This window comes from Streptomyces sp. AC558_RSS880, from assembly GCF_019049255.1.
In the GTDB taxonomy this organism is placed as follows: Bacteria; Actinomycetota; Actinomycetes; order Streptomycetales; family Streptomycetaceae; genus Streptomyces.
In genome coordinates this window covers 219,626-239,556 of sequence record NZ_JAGMUJ010000007.1, presented here as the reverse complement: position 1 = coordinate 239,556, position 19,931 = coordinate 219,626, and the positions used below count along the sequence as shown (strand labels likewise).

Genomic DNA, 19,931 nt, shown 5'->3' with positions numbered 1-19,931 from the left:
GTACCGCCGCGGGAACGGGAGGCGACTGACGTGACCGTGCGGACTCCGGGACGGGCGCGGCCGGTCGCGCCCTGGGTGCGTACCCGGCTGCGGTCGGCTCCCGGTGCGGCGGCGGCGCTCGCGCTGCTGGTGGCGGTGACCGCGTTCCTGGCCGCCGCGCTGCCGCTCGCGGTCGACCGGTACGGCGACGCGGGGCTGCGCCGGTCGGTGGAGGCGGCCGGGCCCGGCCGCACCACCGTCCAGCTGTACGCCTCCCAGGACAGCGCCTTCACGCCGTACGAGGAGTGGGAGGCGCAGCTGCGCCCGGACGCCGTGCGCGGCTCCTACGCCGAGATCCTCGCCCTGTCCGGCCGCTTCCTCCCGCTCGACCCCGGGCAGTCGTCCCACGGTGTGCGCACCACCCGGCGGCTGGCGGCCCCGGACCCGTACCTGTCCCGGCCCGACGGGATCGCCCCGGAGTTCCACCTCGTCGCCCCGAGCGGGCTCGCCGGTCACTCGCGGCTGCGGGAGGGCCGGCTGCCGACGGCCCCGGACGACGTCACCGCGGCGACGTCGGCGGTGGAGGCCGCGGTCACCACGGAGACGGCCCGGAAGCTGAACATCGAGGTGGGCTCGGTCGTCCACGTGCCCGGTGTGGAGCGCGCCCCGCTCGCGGTGCGGGTCACCGGCACCGTCGAACCGCTCGCGCCGCGCGGGGCGTACTGGTCGACCACCCCCGTGCTGCGCGGCCCGAGCCTGCTGACCGTCCCCGGCGACCCGCAGCGCAGCGTGTTCTGGGCCGGCGCGCTGCTGCTGCCCCCGGAGGCGGCGCCGGTGCTGCCGGGCACGGGCGGGTTCCCCGAGCGGTACTGGATGCTGGCCCCCGAGGTGTCCGCCCTGCACGGTCACGACCTGCCGCGGCTGACGTCGGCCGTCGCCTCCCTGGAGGCGGGCCCGCTGCTGCAGCGGGCCCGTGCCGCCGCCTCGCCGGCCGTGGACTCGGAGACCTCGCTCGACGAGGTGTTCGCCGAGCACACCGAGTTGCGCTCCGTCATCGGCCCCCTGGTCGGCGTCGCCGTCTTCGGCACCGGCACGGTCGCGGCCGTCGTCCTGTTCATGGCGGGCGGTCTCGCCGCCGACCGGCGCCGCGCCGAGCTGACCCTGCTGCGCGCCCGCGGCGCCTCCCTGCGCGGTCTGGCCGGCCGGCTGCTGGCGGAGACGGCGGTGGTCGCCGTACCGGCGGCCGTCCTGGGCCTGGCCGCCGCCCGGCTCGCGGTCGACGGGGGCCGGCCGTCGTACGCCGTGGCCGCCGCCGGTGCCGTCGCCCTGCTCGCCTGTGCGGCGCTGCCGCTGCGGGCCGTCGCCGCGCACCGCGCGGTGCGGGTGCACGCCGCCCGCGACGACCTCGCCTCGGCCCGCCCGTCACGGCGTCGCACGGTCGCCGAACTCACGCTGCTCGCCCTGGCGGTGGGCGCGGTCGTCGCGCTGCGCACGCGCGGTGCGCCGGACGGCGAGGGGGCGTCCGGGGACGGGCTGGTGTCGCCGGCCCCGGTGCTGGTGGGGATGGTCGCCGCGCTGGTACTGGTCCGTCTGTACCCGCTGCCGTTGCGCGGGCTGGCCCGCCCCGTCGGGCGGCTGCGGGGCGTGGTGGGCCCGCTGGCGCTGGCCCGCGCGGGCCGTGCGTCCGGGTCCGCGGTGCTGCCCCTGCTCGCCCTGCTGACGGCGCTGACCACGGCCGCCTTCGGCGGTTCCGTCCTCACCGGTGTGGCCGACGCCCGGGACCGCGCGGCCGTCCTCGCCGTCGGCGCCGACGCCCGCGTCGAGGGGCTGCGGGCGCTGCCGTCCGGTCTCGCCGACCGGGTCCGGCGCGCACCCGGCGTGCGGGACGTCACCGCCGTGAGCGTCTCCTACGACGGCCGGCCCCCGGGCGGCGGCCCGACCGTGCCGGTGGCCGGTGTCGACCCGGACGGTTACGCGGCCCTCAGCCGGCACACGGGCATCGGCGCCTTCGACCCGGACGGGCTGAAGGCGTCCGGTGCCGGGCCCCTGCCCGCCCTGGCCTCCCCCGAGGTCGCCGACCGCTACGGCACCGGACGGTTCCGGGTGCGCCTGGACGACGGCAGTGACATCACCGTGCGGATCGTGGGGGTGCGTGAGCAGACCCCGGCGCTGGCCGGGCTGGACTTCCTGGTCGTGGACCGCTCCGGGCTGCCCGACGGCCCCGCCCGTCCGACCGCGCTGCTGGTGACCGGCGACCGGCCGGACGCGGGCGCGCTGCGCGAGGCGGCGGGCGGCGCCGCGCAGGTCCGGCTGCGCGCGGAACAGTTCGCGAAGTACGTCGACTCGCCCCTGCAGTCCGGTGCCGAGCGGGTCTACACCGCGGCGGTGGCGGCGGGCGCCGGGTACGCCGTGCTCGCCCTGCTGCTGACCCTGCTGCGTGCCGCGCCCGAACGCGCCGCGCTGCTGGCCCGGCTGCGCACCATGGGCCTCACCCGGGCCCAGGGCCGCCGCCTGCTGGTGCTGGAGTCCCTGCCGCAGGCGCTGCTCGCGGCGGCCGGCGGCACGGTCACGGCGTGGGCCGCCGTCCGGCTGCTGTCGCCCGGCATCGACCTGACGACCGTCGCCGTCTCCGCCTCCTCGTCCCCGGCGGGGCGGGCGGCGCTGCGCACCGATCCGGTGTCCCTGCTGGTGCCGGCCCTGACGGTGGTGGCCCTGACCGTCGGCATCGCGGCGGCACAGGCGTGGTGGACGGGCCGCAGGGGCGCGGTGCGGGAGCTGAGGGCGGGGGACGCCCGATGACCTCTCCCCGCCCCGTCCCCCCCGTGCCGTACCGACTTCTCCCCGCAGGAGGCCCCCGATGACCTCGGATCCCACGCTCGCCGAGCTGGCCGGCCGTGTCGCCGCCGACCGCGGCCGCCCGACCTACGGCCATGACGCGCTCATCACCTGCGACCGCCTGGTCCGCGTCTTCACCGCGGACGGGGTGGAGGTGCAGGCGCTCCAGGGGCTGGACCTCCTGGTGCGGGAGGGCGAGTTGATGGCGCTCGTGGGCGCGTCCGGCAGCGGCAAGTCGACCCTGATGAACATCCTGGCCGGTCTGGACACCCCCACGGCCGGCGCGGCCCGCGTGGCCGGCCGTGATCTGCTCACGATGACCGCGAAGGACCGGCTCGCCTACCGCCGTGAGGTCGTCGGCTTCGTCTGGCAGCAGACCTCCCGCAATCTGCTGCCCTATCTGACCTCGGCGCAGAACGTCGCCCTGCCGATGCAGCTCGCCGGCCGCCGGGGCCGCTCCCGGTCCGCGCGCCGCGCCCGCGCCGAACGCGCGCTGGAGCTGCTGGAACTGCTGGAGGTGGCGGACTGCCGTGACCGCCGCCCGCACGAGATGTCCGGCGGTCAGCAGCAGCGTGTCGCCATCGCCGTGGCCCTCGCGGGTGACCCTTCCGTGCTCCTCGCCGACGAACCCACCGGCGAACTGGACTCCCACACCGCGGAGCAGATCTTCGCCGCGTTCCGCACCGCGAACGAACGGCTCGGCACGACCGTCGTGATCGTCACCCACGACCAGGCGGTGGCGGGCGAGGTCCGCCGCACGGTCGCCATCCGCGACGGCCGCACCTCCACCGAGGTGCTGCGCCGCAGCGAGGTCGACGCGGCCACCGGCCACGAGACCGTCGTCGCCCGCGAGTACGCCATGCTCGACCGCGCCGGCCGCCTCCAGCTGCCCGCCGAATACACGAAGGCGCTGGACATGCGTGACCGCGTCGCGCTGGAACTGGAGGCCGACCACATCGCCGTCCGCCCGGACGACAGCGCGGAATAGCGCGCGGGTCGGCCTCAGCGCACGCTGAGGCCCAGCGCCCCGAGGCCCGCCCGGCGCACGGCGACCGACCCGTAGGGCGTGCGCAGCCGGAGCCAGGACCCCGAGGAGAACAGTCCCTGTTCGCCGCCCCGCAGGAACCCCAGCGACTGGGCGGCGTGCACCGCCCGCACCGGAAGCCCGGTCTCCGCGACCGTGCGGGACCAGATCTCCCGCCCGATCCGGTCGAGCTCCGCCCGCGTACGCCGCTCGGGCGCCAGCTCCTCCGTACGGGAACGGAATTCCGCGACCGACGCGGCGACGAGCCCGCGCAGCTCCTGCGGCGCCGGCAGCCCGGGCTCGGCCCGCCAGCCGCCGCGCGGCGGCAGCACCCCGGCCCACGGCGGCCCGGTCACCGCGCCCGGCACGACGGCCGTGGCGGCGGACTCGTCCACCGACTCCAGCAGCTCGCCGGCGGACACGGTCACGTCCAGGGTGACGTCCAGCCCGTTCTCGTACGGCTTCGCCAGCCGTACGGCGCGGACGGCGAGCACCTCGAAGGAGGGCGGCCGGCCGAAGACGGCGAGCGCCGTACCGGCCGCCTGCAGCCGCACCGCGGCGGAACGGTCGTAGTGCAGCAGCCGGGAGAGGAAGGCCGCGAGATCCGCGGCCTCCCCCTCGTCGGCGAGGTGGAGCGCCGTCATGCGGCGACGGCCTCCTCGTCGCCGGCGGTGTCGTCCGTGTACTCCTCGAGGAACTCGCGCTCCTCCGCGGTGAGCCGGCGCGGACGCTGCGCCTCGAAGTCGAACGGCACGATCACCGTCGACGCGCGGACGTAGACGAGGTCGTCGTCCTTCACCTCGTAGGTGAGGGTGAAGGACGCCGCCCTGATCTCGGTGACCCACAGCTCGATGTCGACCGGGTGGTGCCGGTGGACGAGCTGCCGCTTGTAGTCGATCTCGTGGCGCGCCACCACGGACCCCTGCTTGAAGTCCTTCTCCGGGCGGAACAGGAAGTCGATACGGGCTTCCTCCAGGTAGCGGAGGAACACCACGTTGTTGACGTGGCCGTACGCGTCCATGTCCGCCCAGCGCAGCGGGCAGCGGTAGATGTGCCGCAAGAGATCAGCCCCGGGTCAGCTTCTTGTAGGTGGCACGGTGCGGACGCGCGGCGTCCGGCCCGAGCCGCTCGACCTTGTTCTTCTCGTACGACTCGAAGTTGCCCTCGAACCAGAACCACTTGGACTCGCCCTCGTAGGCGAGGATGTGCGTGGCGACCCGGTCCAGGAACCACCGGTCGTGGGAGACGACCACGGCGCACCCGGGGAACTCGAGCAGTGCGTTCTCCAGGCTGGAGAGCGTCTCGACGTCGAGGTCGTTGGTCGGCTCGTCGAGGAGCAGCAGGTTGCCGCCCTGCTTGAGGGTGAGCGCGAGGTTCAGCCGGTTGCGCTCACCGCCGGAGAGCACCCCGGCCGGCTTCTGCTGGTCCGGGCCCTTGAACCCGAAGGCCGAGACATAGGCGCGGCTCGGCATCTCGACCTGACCGACGTTGATGTAGTCGAGCTCGTCGGAGACGACCGCCCACAGCGTCTTCTTCGGGTCGATGTTCTCGCGGCTCTGGTCGACGTAGGAGATCTTGACGGTCTCGCCGACCTTGATGGAACCGGAGTCGGGCTCCTCGATCCCCTGGATCATCTTGAACAGCGTGGTCTTGCCCGCGCCGTTCGGTCCGATGATGCCGACGATGCCGTTGCGCGGCAGCGTGAACGACAGGTCGTCGATGAGGAGCTTCTCGCCGAAGCCCTTGGTGAGGTTGTTGACCTCGACGACCACGCTGCCCAGGCGCGGGCCCGGCGGGATCTGGATCTCCTCGAAGTCCAGCTTCCGCATCTTGTCGGCCTCGGCGGCCATCTCCTCGTACCGGGCCAGACGCGCCTTGGACTTGGCCTGCCGCCCCTTGGCGTTGGACCGCACCCACTCGAGCTCTTCCTTGAGGCGCTTCTGCCGCTTGGCGTCCTTCGCGCCCTCGACCTTGAGGCGGGCGGCCTTGGTCTCCAGGTACTTGGAGTAGTTGCCCTCGTAGCCGTGCAGCCGGCCGCGGTCGACCTCGCAGATCCACCCGGCGACGTTGTCCAGGAAGTACCGGTCGTGGGTGACGGCCACGACGGTGCCCTCGTACTTGGCGAGGTGCTGCTCCAGCCAGTTCACCGACTCGGCGTCGAGGTGGTTGGTGGGCTCGTCGAGCAGCAGCAGGTCGGGCGCCTCGAGGAGCAGCTTGCACAGCGCCACGCGGCGCTTCTCGCCACCGGAGAGGTTCGCGACCGGCCAGTCGCCGGGCGGGCAGCCCAGGGCGTCCATGGCCTGCTCCAGCTGGGCGTCGAGGTCCCAGGCGTTGGCGTGATCGAGCTGCTCCTGCAGCTTGCCCATCTCGTCCATGAGCTCGTCGGTGTACTCGGTCGCCATCTGCTCGGCGATCTCGTTGAACCGGTCGAGCTTGCCCTTGACCTCGGCGACACCCTCCTGGACGTTCTCCAGGACGGTCTTGTCCTCGTTCAGCGGGGGCTCCTGGAGCAGGATGCCCACGGTGTAACCGGGAGTGAGGAAGGCGTCACCGTTCGACGGCTGTTCCAAGCCCGCCATGATCTTCAGGACCGTCGACTTACCAGCGCCGTTCGGACCGACGACACCGATCTTCGCCCCGGGCAGGAAGCTCAGGGTGACGTCGTCGAGGATCACCTTGTCGCCGTGCGCTTTGCGCGCCTTGCGCATGGTGTAGATGTACTCAGCCAAGAGAAACCGTCCGGCAGCTTGAAATCTGGCAGTGGGCAGATACACCCCATCTTGCCCGACCGCTACCCCTCGGGGGAAACCCGTATGGTCCGGGGCCTCCGACCTGGGGTTTCACGGACGGCGCCGGAGACCCGACTGTCACTGCCGGTCGCCGCCGGTTGCCGCCGGTCGTTCTCGGGCTATCGTGCCGCCGTGACCAGCGCGGTGGAGCGCCCCCTCCTCTTCCTCGACGTCGACGGGCCCCTGATCCCGTTCGGGTCGCCGTCCGGTCACCCGCGGGCCGCTACCGTCGCCGCCTCGGCGCCCGCCGATCGAGGGAACCCGCTGCTGCCCCGGCTCGCCCCCGGGATCGGGGCGCGCCTCATGGCTCTGGGCTGCCGTCTCGTGTGGGCGACGACGTGGATGGAGGCGGCGAACGAGGTCGTCGCCCCGCGCATCGGGCTGCCGAGGCTGCCCGTGGTGGAGTGGCCGGACGCCGACGCGGAGGAAGGCCCGCGGGGTCTGCACTGGAAGACCCGTCCCCTTGTCGAGTGGGCCGACGGCCGGCCGTTCGTCTGGGTCGACGACGAGATCGGCGCCATGGACCGTCTCTGGGTCGCCGCCGGCCACCCCGGGCCGTCACTGCTTCATCGGATCGACCCGGCCAAGGGCCTCGAAGACGCCGACTTCCACACGCTCGCCGGGTGGCTCGATGCCGTCGCGCCGGGATGAGCACCACCCCAGGAGTCCGGCGGTGCGGCCCCCGCCGGGACCGCCCCGTCCGCCGCTGTCGATGTCAGCCGTGGCCGATGCTCCTTCTCCTGTCGGACCGCCCTGACATCCTGCGCCCGTGAGAATGACATGGGCCGACTTCTGGGCACTGACAGCCACCCTGAACGGCAAGGCCACCCGGGCGAACTGCCAACGCCTCGCCGAAGAACTGAGCCGCCGCTCCGTCCCCGACATCATCGGCTTCGCGGAACGCCATGCCGAGGCTCTCCACCGTCTGGACCAGGAGAAGTTCGGCACCCTCCCCGTCGTCGACCTGACGGCCCGGTACGGCAGCCCCTTCCCGCAGTCGGCCGACGTGTTCCTGTACACCCGCTGCGCTGTGGTGGCCGCGGGACAAGCCGTGTGGGAGAGCGTCTTCTTCGACCCCGCGAAGTTCGCCCCGTACACCTCCTCCGAGTACGACGGCGAACGGTTTCTGTACGTGCCGGGCATGGCGTACGAGCTGGCCACCGGCGAGGAGTGGGACCGCCCGACCCGGTACTGCGTCGAGAGCTTCTCCAACCGGGACGGCTGGCCCCAGCCGCGGGACTGACCGGTTCCTCACCCATCGTGCTTCCTCCCTGCGAGAAAGAGACAAGGAGACATCGTGCTGCTGTTCTTGATGGGCATGCTGCTGCTCATCGGTCTGGCTCGTGTTCGTCTGTCTGCCGGCAAATTTTGCCGTCGTCCTGGCCTGTGCCGGCGCAGTCCTGCACCGGCAGGCCCCCATAGCCTCTGAAGGGTCGCGGTGACAGCGGTGAAGGCGAGGAAGTGTTCCGGCTTGCGCTCGTGGCGGCGGTGGAGGCGTCGACAGCCGGACAGCCAGGACGACCAGGGCAACCGGGACACGGTCCGCTCCACACCCGGCGGTGCCGGCCCAGGCGTCTGGATGACTCGATGCCCCTGCGGGCGAGGCGGTGCCGGATGCCGCGGGAGGACGGGCGGCCGCCGCCTCAGGTGCCGGTAGTCGTACCCCTGGTCCCCGTGCGGCTTGCCGGGCCGTCTGCCGGACCTTGGAGAGCAGGCGCTTTTCCGTGTGGTCCCGGCCGGTCGGCCCGGGGGCGGTGTTCGCCGTCGTCGGTGTTCAGCACCACTGCGACTTCGCGCGGTCCGCGACGATCTCCACGTGGAGGAGGCCGTCGTCCGGACCCTCCACACCGAGGTAAGCGGTCGTGCCTCCCATCGGCTTGGTGAAGCAACCGGGCGCGGTCCGCGGTCGCCAGCCGTCGGCGCGGGCCGCCTCCCCGTAGTACCGCAGGGCGTTCTCCGAGGAGCCGTCGTACCGGTACCGCGCCCCCACGACGACGAAGCGGTCGTCGTCGTCGCACTCCTGGTAGCGGTCCTTCCGGCCCGCCCCTTCCGGAGCCGCGTCCAGTACCGTCTCGCCGGACATCACCTCGGCCAGCCGGTCCTCCTCCTCGCCACAGCCGTGGACGGTCAGGAAGTACAGCGCGGGCAACCCCGCCAGCAGCAGTCCCGAAACGGCCACGGCGGCAGCCGCGCGGATTCCGGCCCCCGTTCCGCTCATGCCGCCGGACGTCGGCGCACCGGGCACCAGGGGTGCCTCAGTCCCCGGAGGGGGTGTTCCTGCGGCGGGCGACGACCAGGCCCGCTCCGCCGAGGACGACCAGGGCGATGGCGGTGCCGGCGATCCACGGGGTGGCGCTGGAGGAACCGGTTTCGGCGAGGTTGGTGTCGGTGGGAGTGCCGGCGACGGGAGTGGGGCTCGGACCGGTGAGGGTGTGGGTGGTGGTGCCGATCTCGGCGGCTCGGGTGAGGCAGTCGAGCATGCCGGTGAACCGCTGCTCGAAGCCGCCCGGCCCCTCGACCGTGAAGTCGTACGGCCGGTCCTCGCTCAGCGGAACCGTCACCGTCCGGGACTCTCCGCCCGCGACGGTGTGCTCCGCACCCGCCACTTCGAAGGTGAACGGCTCGTCGTCCTGGTTGGCGACGGTGACGTCCACACCGCCCTTGGCGCAGTTCTCGCGGGCGGACAGCGCGGGTATCGCGCCCTTGAGCGCCCAGGTGGCGCTCGCCGTCGCCGAGACGGTCGACTCGCTGGAACCGGCGAGGATCTGCGTCTGGCTCCGGCTCTCGGAGACGAAGGCACGGCCGACGGGCACCGTGGTCGACGCCTGCGCGGTGAGCTCCGCGGTGTCCGCCGCCGCGTCCTCGGGCACCTCGAAGAAGATCTGGCTGCCGTCGGCCGCGGTGGTGACGGGCTCGCCGTTCTTGTCCACGATCCGCACCCCGCTCGTGGCGGCGTCCGCCGGCGGGGAGACGGTCACGCTGCGCGCGTCCGTGCGCACCGTCACCGGACCGACCGGCTCACCCGGGCGGCCGGAGACCGCGGGCGGGTCCAGAGCCAGCGACGCCTTGGGCTCCTCCTCGTCGCGGGCGTTCTTCTGCAGGTAGTCGGCGAGCTGCTCGGCCTGGGGGTCGGCGGCGTCCACGGAGACGTCGTCGGAGTACCGCCAGATGGCCACCTGCGTGCCGGCCGCCGCGTCCTGCTCGGTGAGCCGGCCGCGTACGCCGGCCTTCTTCGCGAGTGCCGCGAGGTCGTTGACCTGCGGGTAGGAGTTCTGCAGGATCCAGCGGATCCGGCCGGCGTCCTCGTTGGCGCCCAGCGAGGTCCCGCTCCAGGCGGTCTCGTGGTACTTGGCGTCCTTCTGCGTGGGCGTCTGGATGTCGACGCAGTAGGTCTGCAGCATGCCGCCGCCCTCGACGGACATCTCGAACAGTCCCGCCGACACCTGCTGGTCCCTGGCGGCGCCGCGTATCACGGCCGCGCCGTAGGTCTTGAGTCCGCTTATGGTCGCGGCCGCCCCGCTGTGATCCGGTGCCGTCTCCTCGTCGGCGGCCGCCGTCCCGGCACCGGCCAGTACGGCTGTGGCGACGAGTCCGGACACCAGCGTCCCTGCGGCGAGGCGGGCCGACCCGCGTCCGCGCGCGGGCCCCGCGGAGAACGAAGCAAACACCGAAATCCTTCCCGGGTGGGACCCGTTGACGTGGGGGGTGATGGTCCCACCAGCAGAATCACCGGCCCCGAGAGTCCCGGGAGCCATGCCCGGCATCCTAAGGAGACGGCGATGCACGCTTGCCGGTGATCGCGTCGGAGGAGTGATCCGACTCGGAATCGTTATCGCGGAAGCCGCCGCGGGCAGGGCTTATCGACAAATCCACCCGGGATGGTTCGGTATGCATCCGTCGATAAGCCTCAGTTCGGTCAGCACCGGCACCGAGGCCGGATCACTGACCTCATGTCACCGCTGCGGGCTCCGGCTGCCGTTGGGGTGCGGTTCCGTCCGCGATCGCCGAATTCTCTGTTCCGCTTTCCCAGTTGGGCTCGGGGCGCTCCGGCGCGGAGGCCTGCTCCGGTCGCTGTGCGCGCCGGAAGGCGGCCGTGCCCCGGGCGAGGTCGTGGCCGATCGACACCGCGTCGATGTCCGCCGACATCCACCCCTGCTGCCCCTCGCGCGTCTCCGTACGCACCTTCAGCCTGCCCTGGACGATCACCGGTTCGCCCACCGACAGCGACGCCGCCGCGTTGGTGGCGAGCTGCCGGTTCGCCCACACCGTGAAGAAGTTGGTGTGCCCGTCCGCCCAGGCGCTCTTCTCCCGGTCCCAGTACCGGGACGTGACCGCGATCCGGAACCTGGCCGCGGGGCCGGACGCCGTCTCCCGGTACACCGGCCGCGTCGCCACGTTGCCCACCACGCACACCATCGTCTCGTTCATCGTGTTTCCCTCCCTCGCCCGTCCGCCGGCTACGACACCGGCGCCGGGCCGGTACGCGTACGGGCCCGTCCCGTACGGCTGCCGTCCGGCAGGGCGACCGCGAGCCGTCCCGCGATCGCCGTGCGGCCAGACTGCCTCCGTCGGGCCGGGCCCGCTGAGCGCTGTGGACCACCTCCGGTCTGTGGACATCCCCGCCACCCGAACGAGGTGCTCCGCCCCGGACCCGTCTTGCCCCGCCGCCGTCAAGCGCGGTCGGCCCCCGCCGCCGTCAAGCGCGGCCGGTCCCCGCCCCCACGACCCGCCCGTACTGCTCCCGCACCTCCCGGTACCGCAGCAGCTCCGCCGCCACCGGGTCCAGGACGCGGGCCCGGCCGCACCCCGCAGCCGCCTCCCGCAGCCGTCTCTCCGCCTCCTGCCCGTACCGCCGGGCGGGCCCCCGGGCCGCCATGCGGCAGCTCCACTCGACGAGCGGGCCGCCGACGATGCCGATCACCATCAGCAGCACCGGCACCCCCAGGTTCGGCGCCACGACCCCGACGATCTGTGCCAGCAGCCACAGCCCGCCGATGAACTGAAGAACCGTCATCGACACCTGGGCGAACACGGCCAGCGGCCACCACCCGGGCCGCGGCGGCCTCCCCGGCGGCAGTCCCGCGCGTACGGCCAGCTCGTCCAGCGCCTCCGGCAGGCCCTGGGAGCCGCGTACGGCCGCCTCCCGCACCGCCTGCGCCCACGGCGCCGGCAGTCCGGCGCAGGCGCGGTCGGCCACCGTGCGCACCGCCTGCTCCACGCGCTGCCGGGCCGTCGCCTCCGCGTCGGGCTGACCGCGCAGGGCGACCCGGCCGGTGGACGGCTCGCTCCGCTCCTGGCACCAGCGCCACAGCCGGAGCCAGGGCGTGCCGCACGCGCGGTTGGCATTGCGCAGCCACGCGCGTTCGGCCGCCTCGCCCGTGGCGGTGGCCCCCACGGCGTCCGCGAGCCGGTCGGCGAACTCCTCGCGCGCCTCCTCGCTCAGCCCGGTGCGTCGGCGGGTGGCGTACACCGGCCACAGCCGGGCCGCCGCGATGTCCACGTCCGCGGAGATCCGCCGGGCCGGGGCCCCGCGTTCGGCCACGAACCGGGCGAGCGATTCCCGCAGCTCGCCGACCCCGTCCCCGGTGAGCGCGGACAGCGCCAGCACGGTCGTACCGGGTTCGCCGTACTCCCCCAGGACGATGCCGTCCTCGTCGAGCAGCCGCCGCAGATCGTCCAGGACCTGCTCGGCGGCCTCCCCGGGCAGCCGGTCGGTCTGGTTGAGGACGACGAACATGACCTCCGCGTGGGCCGCCATGGGCCGCAGATAGCGTTCGTGCAGCATGGCGTCGGCGTACTTCTCGGGGTCGACGACCCAGATGACCGCGTCGACCAGTCCCAGGACGCGGTCCACCTGCTCCCGGTGCTGGACGGCCGCCGAGTCGTGGTCGGGCAGGTCGACCAGGACCAGCCCGCGCAGCCGCTCGTCGGCGTCCGCGGTCGCCTGGAGGGGGCGCCGCCTGAGCCTGGGCGGGATGCCGAGGCGTTCGATGAGGCCCGCCGCGCCGTCGCTCCAGCTGCACGCGATGGGTGCGGCGGTGGTCGGCCGCCGTACGCCGGTCTCCGAGACGGGCACTCCGGCCAGCGCGTTGAACAGCTGTGACTTGCCGCTGCCGGTGGCGCCCGCGATGGCCACGACGGTGTGCTGTCCGGAGAGCCGGCGCCGCGCGGTGGACTCCTCGAGGACCCGGCCCGCCTGCGCGAGGGTCCGGTTGTCGAGCCGGGCGCGGGAGAGCCCCACCAGCTCGCGCAGCGCTTCGAGCCGCGACCGCAGCCAAGGGTCGTACGCGAGCGGAGCCACGGTCTGCGGCGCGGGTGTGCGGGTTGCCGCCACCCCGCCCTGCTCCTCGCCGGCGCTCCCGTTCGCCCGGCGCGCGATCAGCCCGTCGTCCCAGGGGCTCGCAGGGCTCGCGGTGTCCGTACGGGGTGCCCCCTCGGCCTCGCGGTCGGGGTGCTCGGGATGCTCGGGGTGCTCGGTGTGGTCCTGGTCAGTGACGGCGGTCACCGGTCACCTCTCCTTCTGCAGTACGGACAACGCGGCGATGAGTTCGGCCTGGGGCTCCGCGTGCACCTCGAGCGCGTCGAGCGGGGCGAGCCGGCGTTCGCGTTCGGCGTGCATGACGCGGTCCACGTGCTCGACGAGCAGCCGTCCGCCCCGGTCGCGCAGCCGCAGCGCGCCGTGCGCGCCGATCCGCTCGGCGATCCCCTCCCCGGCGGTCCGGGCCCGGCGGCCGCCCAGCAGGGCCGTGGCGACCAGCGCGGCGACCGTCTCGGGGTCGGGCGCGGTGCTGCGGTCCAGCACCCGCACCTCGTCCTCGGCGTACTCCTCGAGCTCGCGCCGCCAGCGCCGTACGGCCAGTCCGATGCGGTGCTCGGTGCTCTCGGGCACGGTGTCGCGGCCGGCGAGCTCGGGGGCGTCCGCCGCGGGTTCGCGCCGCCAGGCGTCGTCGACGCGTTCGTCTGCGGCGGCGACGGCGCACAGCAGCAGCGCGCTCAGGCTCTCCACCAGGGCGTCGAGGAGTTCGCCCGGGGTGCAGTCCAGGGGGAAGGCGCGCCACCGTCTGAGCGCGTCACCGGCGAGTACGGCCCCGGCCTGCAGCCGGCCCCGCACGCGCGCGTGCTCGCTGTCGTACGCCCCGTCGATGGCGGCGGTGAGCCGCAGCGCGGCCGCGTACTGCGCGGCGGCGGCACCCGCCAGTTCGGGCATGCGGGAGTCGAGGGAGCCGAGGACGCCGTACGCGGTGCGGGCCATCACGTACTGCCGGGCCGCGGGATCCAGCGCCTGGTGGACCAGCCAGGTCCGCAGCGAGGCCACGGCGGTGGCGGGCAGCAGTCCGCCGCCCCAGGCCGACTCGGGCAGCTCGGGCACGGTGAAGCGCGGTACGTGGCCGAGTCCGGCCTTGGTGAGCAGGGCGCCGTACTGCCGTGACACCTCGGAGACGACCTGGTGGGGCACGCGGTCCAGGACGGTCACCAGGGTGACGTCGTACTCCTTGGCGGTGCGCAGCATGTGCCAGGGCACGGCGTCGGCGTAGCGGGCGGCGGTGGTGACCATGACCCAGATGTCCGCGGCGCTGATGAGTTCGGCGGCGAGGACCCGGTTGTCGGAGACGAGGCTGTCGATGTCGGGCGCGTCCAGGAGGGCGAGGCCGGGCGGCAGGGTGTCGGCGGTCTCGACGCGCAGCACCCGCGCGGGGTTCTCACCGGGGAGGAGCAGGTCGTCCGCGGGGTCCCGGTGGTGGGGCACCCACACGCGCGTGAGGTCGGGCAGCACCCTCATCCCGCTGAACCAGTGGTGGTCCTCCGGATGGCAGACGAGCACCGGTGTCCGGGTCGTGGGCCGCAGCACGCCCGCCTCGCTGACCCGGCGGCCCACCAGGGAGTTCACCAGGGTGGACTTCCCGGCTCCGGTGGATCCTCCGACGACGGCCAGCAGGGGCGCTTCGGGATCTCTCAGCCGGGGCACCAGATAGTCGTCGAGCTGCGCGAGCAGTTCGTCGCGGTTGGCACGCGCGCGTGCGGCCCCCGCCAGGGGCAGCGGGAAGCGGGCGGCGGCGACACGGTCGCGCAGGGCGGAGAGCGCGTCGAGCAGCTGGGGCCGTACGTCCAAGGTCACCACATGCGAAGAATGCCCAATTTTGGGGGAATTCTGAAGCATATGAGTATGCCTGCGCGCCGACAGGACACAAGGGGCGGAAGGGACGACCGCGACGCGTACGCGCTCCAGGCATAACGAGTGCACAACACCCGGTGCGCGAGAGACCAAAAGCGGTGCACGATTCGTACCTGCCTGCGATTATCAGGACCGCTTCACCGAACCTCCACATCGAGCCACGGAGGCGAGGCGACAGGGGGCAAGGATGCGGGAGCCCTATCCTTGTCTCCGGCAACGTCACGGACAGGCCCGGACCCGGGCACCACGACGACAGGCCACCACACCGGCCCCCGTAGCTCAGTGGATAGAGCAGGCGCCTTCTAAGCGCTTGGCCGCAGGTTCGAGTCCTGCCGGGGGCGCCAGTCTCCACCCTCCCCTTCGGGAGGGCTTTCCGCTGGTCAGAGCCATTACCGGCCGCCACGACGAAACCCCGGACGCCCTCTTGACGATCAAGGGAGGGCTCCGGGGCCGTCCGGCTGTCACCTGGGTTTTCGCGGGTGACCGTGTCGAACGCGTGTCGAAATCCCCGCCCGGAGGATCAGCCGACACCGGGCCCCTCCGGCAGATCACCCGCGGCCCCGAGCCGCCGCTTCAGATCCGGCAACCGCCCGTAGACGCCCCGGACGTATGTGGCGAGCAGCACAGCCACACTGTTCCCGGCCCACTCCGCCACCCGGGCGGGCGGAATGCCGTCGTTGAGCCACTTGGCCAGGCGCGTGTGCCGATTGTCATACACGCGCCGCCCGGCCGACGACTCGAAGACGTACGGAAGCAGCACGACCCTGCGCGCACCACGCCACACCCGACGGATGACCGACCCGGCGAGAATGCCGCCCGACTCCCCCTGGAACAACAGATCACCCGGCCGCAACCGCTCGCCCTGGATGCGCTGCCGCAGGCTGCGCGTGAGCGCCGCATGCCCCGGCCCGATGCCTGCCTCACCCTCCGCACGACCCCTCAATCAACTCATCCCAGCGGGATAAGACTTCCCTGCCTCATCAAGGCCCGCGCGCGGCGCGAGCGCGCGCCGCCTCTCCGGCGCGGCCTGCCTCCTGTCTGCGCCCCGGCTGGCCGCGCCCGGCAGCGCGCTCGGCAGCGGGCATGAAGGTGGGAGACACCCTCTGCGGCTGGGGCGGTCGGCTCCACGGCTTCAGGCAGCCACTTTGGGGCGAGCCTCGAAGATCATGGCCCCAACGTCGTGCTTTACCGGGCAGGTCCACAGACTGCCCGACGCGCCGGAAGCTTACGGGGCCAAGATCACTCGCCCCAAAGCAGCTCCCGCCCAAAGCCGCTCCACCGACCTAGTCGGACGCGGTGTTCGGTGCTTCGTCGGTGCCGGGAAACATCAGCCGAGCGCCGAGGCTGATCGCTCCGACCGACGCCAGCGCAAGGCCATGACGGAGCCACCTCATATCGCCCTCCCACTCTTGAGGACGACCGAAGACAACCCAGAACGCGACGGCGATGCCAGTGAGGAGGGTCGCTGTGCCGACCATCCGGCTTAACGCAGGACTCATACGCTCATGTTGCATACGCCTCCGACGTACGTGACGACGGCGCACTCTGTATGACTGGACTCACAGCCCACGAGCCTGCGAGAGCGACGCGACTGTGTGTCCCTCGTGTGCCCGATCAGGCAGCGACCAACGGGGAACAGCGGGGAACATTGGCAAGCACCCCGGAAACGCACAGGTCACGGTCCCCCCGGTCCGCGTACGCGATCTTCCAAACTGATGACATGCCACACATGCAGCAGCCGCCTGCGGCAGGACCGCAGACCGAGTTGGCCCGGAAGGGAATCGTGTCAGAAGTCCGGTCCAGGTTTGGCCTGTGAACCACAGCCGTCCCAACGCCGGGACGCCCCGCGAGCCTGACTTGCCGCCCTACCAGGTGGTCCTGGCGGAGACTGATTGGGGTTCGCTCCAGACGGCTTTCGGGAACGGTGAGGACCTTCCCAGGGTTCTGGCACGGCTGTTGGAGCCCGATCCCAAGGTTCAGGTCTCCGCTTTGTCGGAGCTGGGCGAGCTGGTCGGCCACCAGAACACCATCTACGAAGCCACCGCCCCCGTCGCCATGTATGTCGCCGGCATCCTCACCCACCCGGCGGCCATGACCGTCCGGCCCTATCGCAATGTCCCCATCCGCGCGACGCTGTTGAACTGGTTGGTCTCCACGGCCTACGACGCCTCCGACGAGATTGTTGGCCGCGTAGAGCAGTACTTCCCTGGCTTCCTCACCCACGACACCACCGTGGCGGCCTTCCGGGACCTGCGCCCGATGCTTTACCGGGCCGTCGCGCCCTTCCTCCAGGACAGCCACGAGGACGTGCGCGAAGCCGCCGTCATCGCCGCGCTCATCCTCGCCGAACACCCCGCGCTCGCCGAGCACCGCGATCACCTCGCCGTGCACGCGCGCGCCATCCTGGACACCAGCAGCGACGACCCCAACCGGCGCGTTGCCCGGAAAGCACTCGAAGCATGGGGCCACGACGTCCCCGCCCCTGAACCTTTCCGAGAAGAGCCCTGGGACCGGGGGCCACACAGCGATGGCCGCGGCGATCTCGAACCTCCCTTCTGACCGATACGCGCACGGCCCACCGTCGGACCACTGCAGCAGGTGAGAGACACAAGAGGCGGCTCGCGGGGTGACCGTACGAGCATGGCGCGCGCTACCGGCGTCCTGAGTAGTCCCCACCGGAACCCGGCTGTACGGCAGAGAAGTACAGCAACCCCAGCAACCGGCAGGGCCCCACGCTGCCCCCCCATGGGCTTCCCGGCAGCCTGTACGACCTCCCATGACCGATCTCTACAGAGCTACGGATCAGAAGGCCGAGCACAAGGGCCTGCCCGTCAGGGCAGGCCCTTCGGCCGCTCAGGCGACCGTCCGATGAGACCTACCCGTCGACGTGCTCGGACCACCAGCTTCGGTCGGCTTGCCACTCCTGGAACCAGGCCACGAAGTCGGCCTCAGGCTCGCTTTCCTCCCCCGCGTCCGCATACGGAGCCGCACATCCATCCCCTAGCCACCAGACCCGGCCCCGCTGAGACCCCGTGACCACGAGTACCCAGAACTCACAGTCACGGTTGCCACCCAGGAGGACCGAGCCGTTCCGATAGATGCCGTGGAGGAGAGGTGAGTGCTCATCGTGGTCGTAGGTAGTCGTACTCCCACTGCCACTCCTCCGTCAGCGGGAACGACTCGGTGAACTTGCGTTCGGCCGTTCCATCGAATGGTTCGGGGCTGAGCCAACAATCGGCCTTCCAGCTCAGCCAGTTCTCAGGCAGTCTTCCCAACGGAACGAGTCGGTGAGCCATGGATGCACCCTCCGACGAACCGTTGGAAACCTCCGCGACGAACGTACGGTAGGGCTCTGGTAGCTCGATGCCGTGAGCGGCTTCCCACGCCCGTACGCCAGCCCAGCCGAGGGGAGACCGTCGAAGATCTACGGGGACGGCATCGCAGAGGGCAGAGATCACACTTCTCAATCGGTGCTGCTCTGAACTGCCTGTCATGCGCCTAGTGAACACCGGCCAGACAGCGAAAGCCGCCGCCCAGGTGCGACAAAAGTCAGCTGCCTCACCGCCACCGCAGGACCGTGCCACTCCCGCACTACGGGGGAACCTCAGGGAACACCGGGGAACCAGCCGGCCGCCCGCCAAACACCGGCGCTGCCCCGCCGCAGCTCAGGCAGGTGAACCGCTACGAGTCGCCTCAGCTTCCCAAGCTGAGAGTCTTCACGGCACCATGGGCTGACGGACTAGGGGGGTCGGGGGGATCGTGGTCAGTAGCGTGAGTCGGCGCACAGTCTGGGGCGCAACGTTGGCGGCGTCTGGTGTGCTCATAATCCTCGTAAGCACGATCACCCTGGTGCCTCGTCTGCTTTACCCTCCCCTAAGTGCAGCGGATCTGCGTGGCGTTGGGAGCGCACAGGCGCGCATTGAGCTGCAGCAAGCTCAGTCTCGCTTGGCCAACGACGCGCGATCGGCGATTCTTCAAAGCTGCGTGGGGTTGTTGGTGGTTATTGGCGCCGCGGCGACTTGGCGGCAGGTCCACGTCAGCCGGGAAAGCCACATCACTGAGCGCTTCACCCGGGCTGTGGACCAGATCGGTAATGGGGACATCAACGTCCGCATCGGCGGGATCTATGCACTCGAACGTATCGCCAAGAATTCTCCCGCTGACCGTGACCCGATTCAATTCCTTCTAGGCGCTTTCGTTCGCGGCAGACTCACTTGGCCAGTTGGCGCTGCCGACGGACCGGAGCACCCAACCACCTCAGTGAATGAACAACTGCCGGTGATGAACGTCCGCGCCCCGGATGTTCAGGCCGCCATGTGGGTCTTGGAGCGCCGTCCCAGAACCCCAGAAGATCCTAAACTCTACCTGTCACGAGTGGATCTGCGCGGAATATCGCTCCGTGATGCCCGATTGAGTCGGACCCTGTTTCGCCACTCCAACCTTGCTCGGGCCGCATTGACTGGCGCTCAACTCGATCACTCTGACTTTACAAATGCCGACCTTCGGAGGGCCCTCCTCGATGGTGCGAGCCTCAAGGGCACGAACCTCAGTCGCGCACATCTACAAGGGGCCAGCCTGCGCCGATCTGACGTTCGCGGCGCGAATTTGCGTGGCACCGATCTCAGCGACACGGTGCTTAGCGAAACACTGCTAGCCGGCGCGCACGCAGATGCGACAACAGTCTGGCCCACCGGACTCAGCGCTGAAGGGCGCCGTGAGATGGGAATTATCGACGTCGATCGAAGCCCGTAAGTTGATCCCCGCTCACCCGTCCTCTCGCATCGCAGGGAAATCCGGTAAGCCTGCACTCCGGAGTTCCTTGAGGTTGAACGCGGGAAGTAGGAAACGGGCGATGAAGGCTTGCTCGAGCTGTTCGGCGTGGGGGGCCGATGCGGGCCACCTCGATCAGTCTGGTGGCGTGGAGGGTTCCGACGCGTTCGATAGGGGCGCGTTTCTCGCGCCGCTCACTCACTTACCGCTCGTACGCGACACGCTCGCGGCAGTCCTTGCTTCAGCAGCGGGCGGCTAGTCCAAAGACGCCGGCAGTGGCCACCGGCCACGGAAGCCACGGCATTCCGCCGACGTATCCGGCCACGCCCGCACAGTGAGTGCATCGGAGGCCACGAAGGCC

Annotated in this window: 16 protein-coding genes, 1 tRNA gene and 1 pseudogene; 7 read left to right on the top strand and 11 right to left on the bottom strand. The window is 71.6% G+C overall.

Going from position 1 to position 19,931, the window contains the following annotated elements:
* Positions 1 to 30 precede the first annotated feature (30 nt).
* The gene (locus KUM38_RS03360; RefSeq protein WP_374227032.1) at positions 31 to 2,778 is read left to right on the top strand and encodes an FtsX-like permease family protein; all 2,748 of its coding nucleotides are present in this window, start codon (positions 31 to 33) and stop codon (positions 2,776 to 2,778) included.
* Positions 2,779 to 2,836: 58 nt separating this feature from the next.
* A complete protein-coding gene (locus KUM38_RS03355) occupies positions 2,837 to 3,802 on the top strand; it encodes an ABC transporter ATP-binding protein (protein ID WP_217127739.1) in 966 nt (321 codons plus the stop codon).
* 14 nt (positions 3,803 to 3,816) lie between these two features.
* Here the strand turns inward: KUM38_RS03355 and KUM38_RS03350 are convergent, their stop codons facing one another.
* Genes KUM38_RS03350 through ettA form a run of 3 tightly spaced genes read right to left on the bottom strand, consistent with a single transcriptional unit; the run spans position 3,817 to position 6,567 of the window.
* Positions 3,817 to 4,482, bottom strand: coding sequence for a hypothetical protein (locus KUM38_RS03350; protein WP_217127738.1), 666 nt, complete (start codon positions 4,480 to 4,482; stop codon positions 3,817 to 3,819).
* Positions 4,479 to 4,898 (bottom strand): thioesterase family protein, encoded by a 420-nt coding sequence (locus KUM38_RS03345; protein ID WP_217127737.1) that lies wholly within the window; start codon positions 4,896 to 4,898, stop codon positions 4,479 to 4,481. Before KUM38_RS03345 ends, KUM38_RS03350 begins: the two co-directional genes overlap by 4 nt.
* A gap of 4 nt (positions 4,899 to 4,902) precedes the next feature.
* Positions 4,903 to 6,567 (bottom strand): energy-dependent translational throttle protein EttA, encoded by a 1,665-nt coding sequence (gene ettA, locus KUM38_RS03340; protein WP_217127736.1) that lies wholly within the window; start codon positions 6,565 to 6,567, stop codon positions 4,903 to 4,905.
* A gap of 192 nt (positions 6,568 to 6,759) precedes the next feature.
* On the opposite strand from ettA, the gene KUM38_RS03335 reads away from it, so the two are divergent.
* Entirely contained in the window at positions 6,760 to 7,278 is a 519-nt protein-coding gene (locus tag KUM38_RS03335) for an HAD domain-containing protein (protein WP_217127735.1), read from the top strand.
* A 124-nt stretch (positions 7,279 to 7,402) separates the two neighbouring features.
* Positions 7,403 to 7,870 carry a DUF4240 domain-containing protein gene (locus tag KUM38_RS03330; RefSeq protein ID WP_217127886.1) on the top strand — a complete coding sequence of 156 codons (468 nt, stop codon included), beginning with the start codon at positions 7,403 to 7,405 and terminating at the stop codon, positions 7,868 to 7,870.
* A gap of 185 nt (positions 7,871 to 8,055) precedes the next feature.
* Here KUM38_RS03330 and KUM38_RS03325 read toward each other — a convergent pair.
* The 6 genes and pseudogenes from KUM38_RS03325 to KUM38_RS03300 all read right to left on the bottom strand — a co-directional run.
* Positions 8,056 to 8,349: pseudogene (locus KUM38_RS03325) on the bottom strand (IS5/IS1182 family transposase); the annotation flags it as partial.
* A gap of 52 nt (positions 8,350 to 8,401) precedes the next feature.
* On the bottom strand, positions 8,402 to 8,845 hold the full coding sequence (locus KUM38_RS03320; RefSeq protein ID WP_254396575.1) for a hypothetical protein: 444 nt from the start codon (positions 8,843 to 8,845) through the stop codon (positions 8,402 to 8,404).
* 37 nt (positions 8,846 to 8,882) lie between these two features.
* Entirely contained in the window at positions 8,883 to 10,295 is a 1,413-nt protein-coding gene (locus KUM38_RS03315; protein ID WP_217127734.1) for a Cys-Gln thioester bond-forming surface protein, read from the bottom strand.
* A 280-nt stretch (positions 10,296 to 10,575) separates the two neighbouring features.
* Positions 10,576 to 11,055: a single-stranded DNA-binding protein gene (locus tag KUM38_RS03310; RefSeq protein WP_217127733.1), complete on the bottom strand. Its 480-nt coding sequence runs from the start codon at positions 11,053 to 11,055 to the stop codon at positions 10,576 to 10,578.
* Positions 11,056 to 11,323: 268 nt separating this feature from the next.
* Positions 11,324 to 13,132, bottom strand: coding sequence for a YfjP family GTPase (locus tag KUM38_RS03305; protein WP_217127732.1), 1,809 nt, complete (start codon positions 13,130 to 13,132; stop codon positions 11,324 to 11,326).
* Positions 13,133 to 13,135: 3 nt separating this feature from the next.
* Positions 13,136 to 14,746: a dynamin family protein gene (locus KUM38_RS03300; RefSeq protein ID WP_217127731.1), complete on the bottom strand. Its 1,611-nt coding sequence runs from the start codon at positions 14,744 to 14,746 to the stop codon at positions 13,136 to 13,138.
* A 322-nt stretch (positions 14,747 to 15,068) separates the two neighbouring features.
* Here KUM38_RS03300 and KUM38_RS03295 point away from each other — a divergent pair.
* A tRNA-Arg gene (locus tag KUM38_RS03295) sits at positions 15,069 to 15,144 on the top strand.
* 176 nt (positions 15,145 to 15,320) lie between these two features.
* Here the strand turns inward: KUM38_RS03295 and KUM38_RS03290 are convergent.
* Positions 15,321 to 15,743 carry a hypothetical protein gene (locus KUM38_RS03290; protein ID WP_254396573.1) on the bottom strand — a complete coding sequence of 141 codons (423 nt, stop codon included), beginning with the start codon at positions 15,741 to 15,743 and terminating at the stop codon, positions 15,321 to 15,323.
* Positions 15,744 to 16,612: 869 nt separating this feature from the next.
* On the opposite strand from KUM38_RS03290, the gene KUM38_RS03285 reads away from it, so the two are divergent.
* Complete coding sequence (locus tag KUM38_RS03285) at positions 16,613 to 17,359, top strand: hypothetical protein (protein WP_217127730.1); 747 nt, start codon at positions 16,613 to 16,615, stop codon at positions 17,357 to 17,359.
* A gap of 563 nt (positions 17,360 to 17,922) precedes the next feature.
* On the opposite strand, the gene KUM38_RS03280 is transcribed toward KUM38_RS03285, so the two are convergent.
* The gene (locus tag KUM38_RS03280) at positions 17,923 to 18,096 is read right to left on the bottom strand and encodes a hypothetical protein (RefSeq protein WP_217127729.1); all 174 of its coding nucleotides are present in this window, start codon (positions 18,094 to 18,096) and stop codon (positions 17,923 to 17,925) included.
* 649 nt (positions 18,097 to 18,745) lie between these two features.
* Between KUM38_RS03280 and KUM38_RS03275 the strand changes: the two genes are divergently transcribed.
* A complete protein-coding gene (locus KUM38_RS03275) occupies positions 18,746 to 19,552 on the top strand; it encodes a pentapeptide repeat-containing protein (RefSeq protein ID WP_217127728.1) in 807 nt (268 codons plus the stop codon).
* Positions 19,553 to 19,931 lie beyond the last annotated feature (379 nt).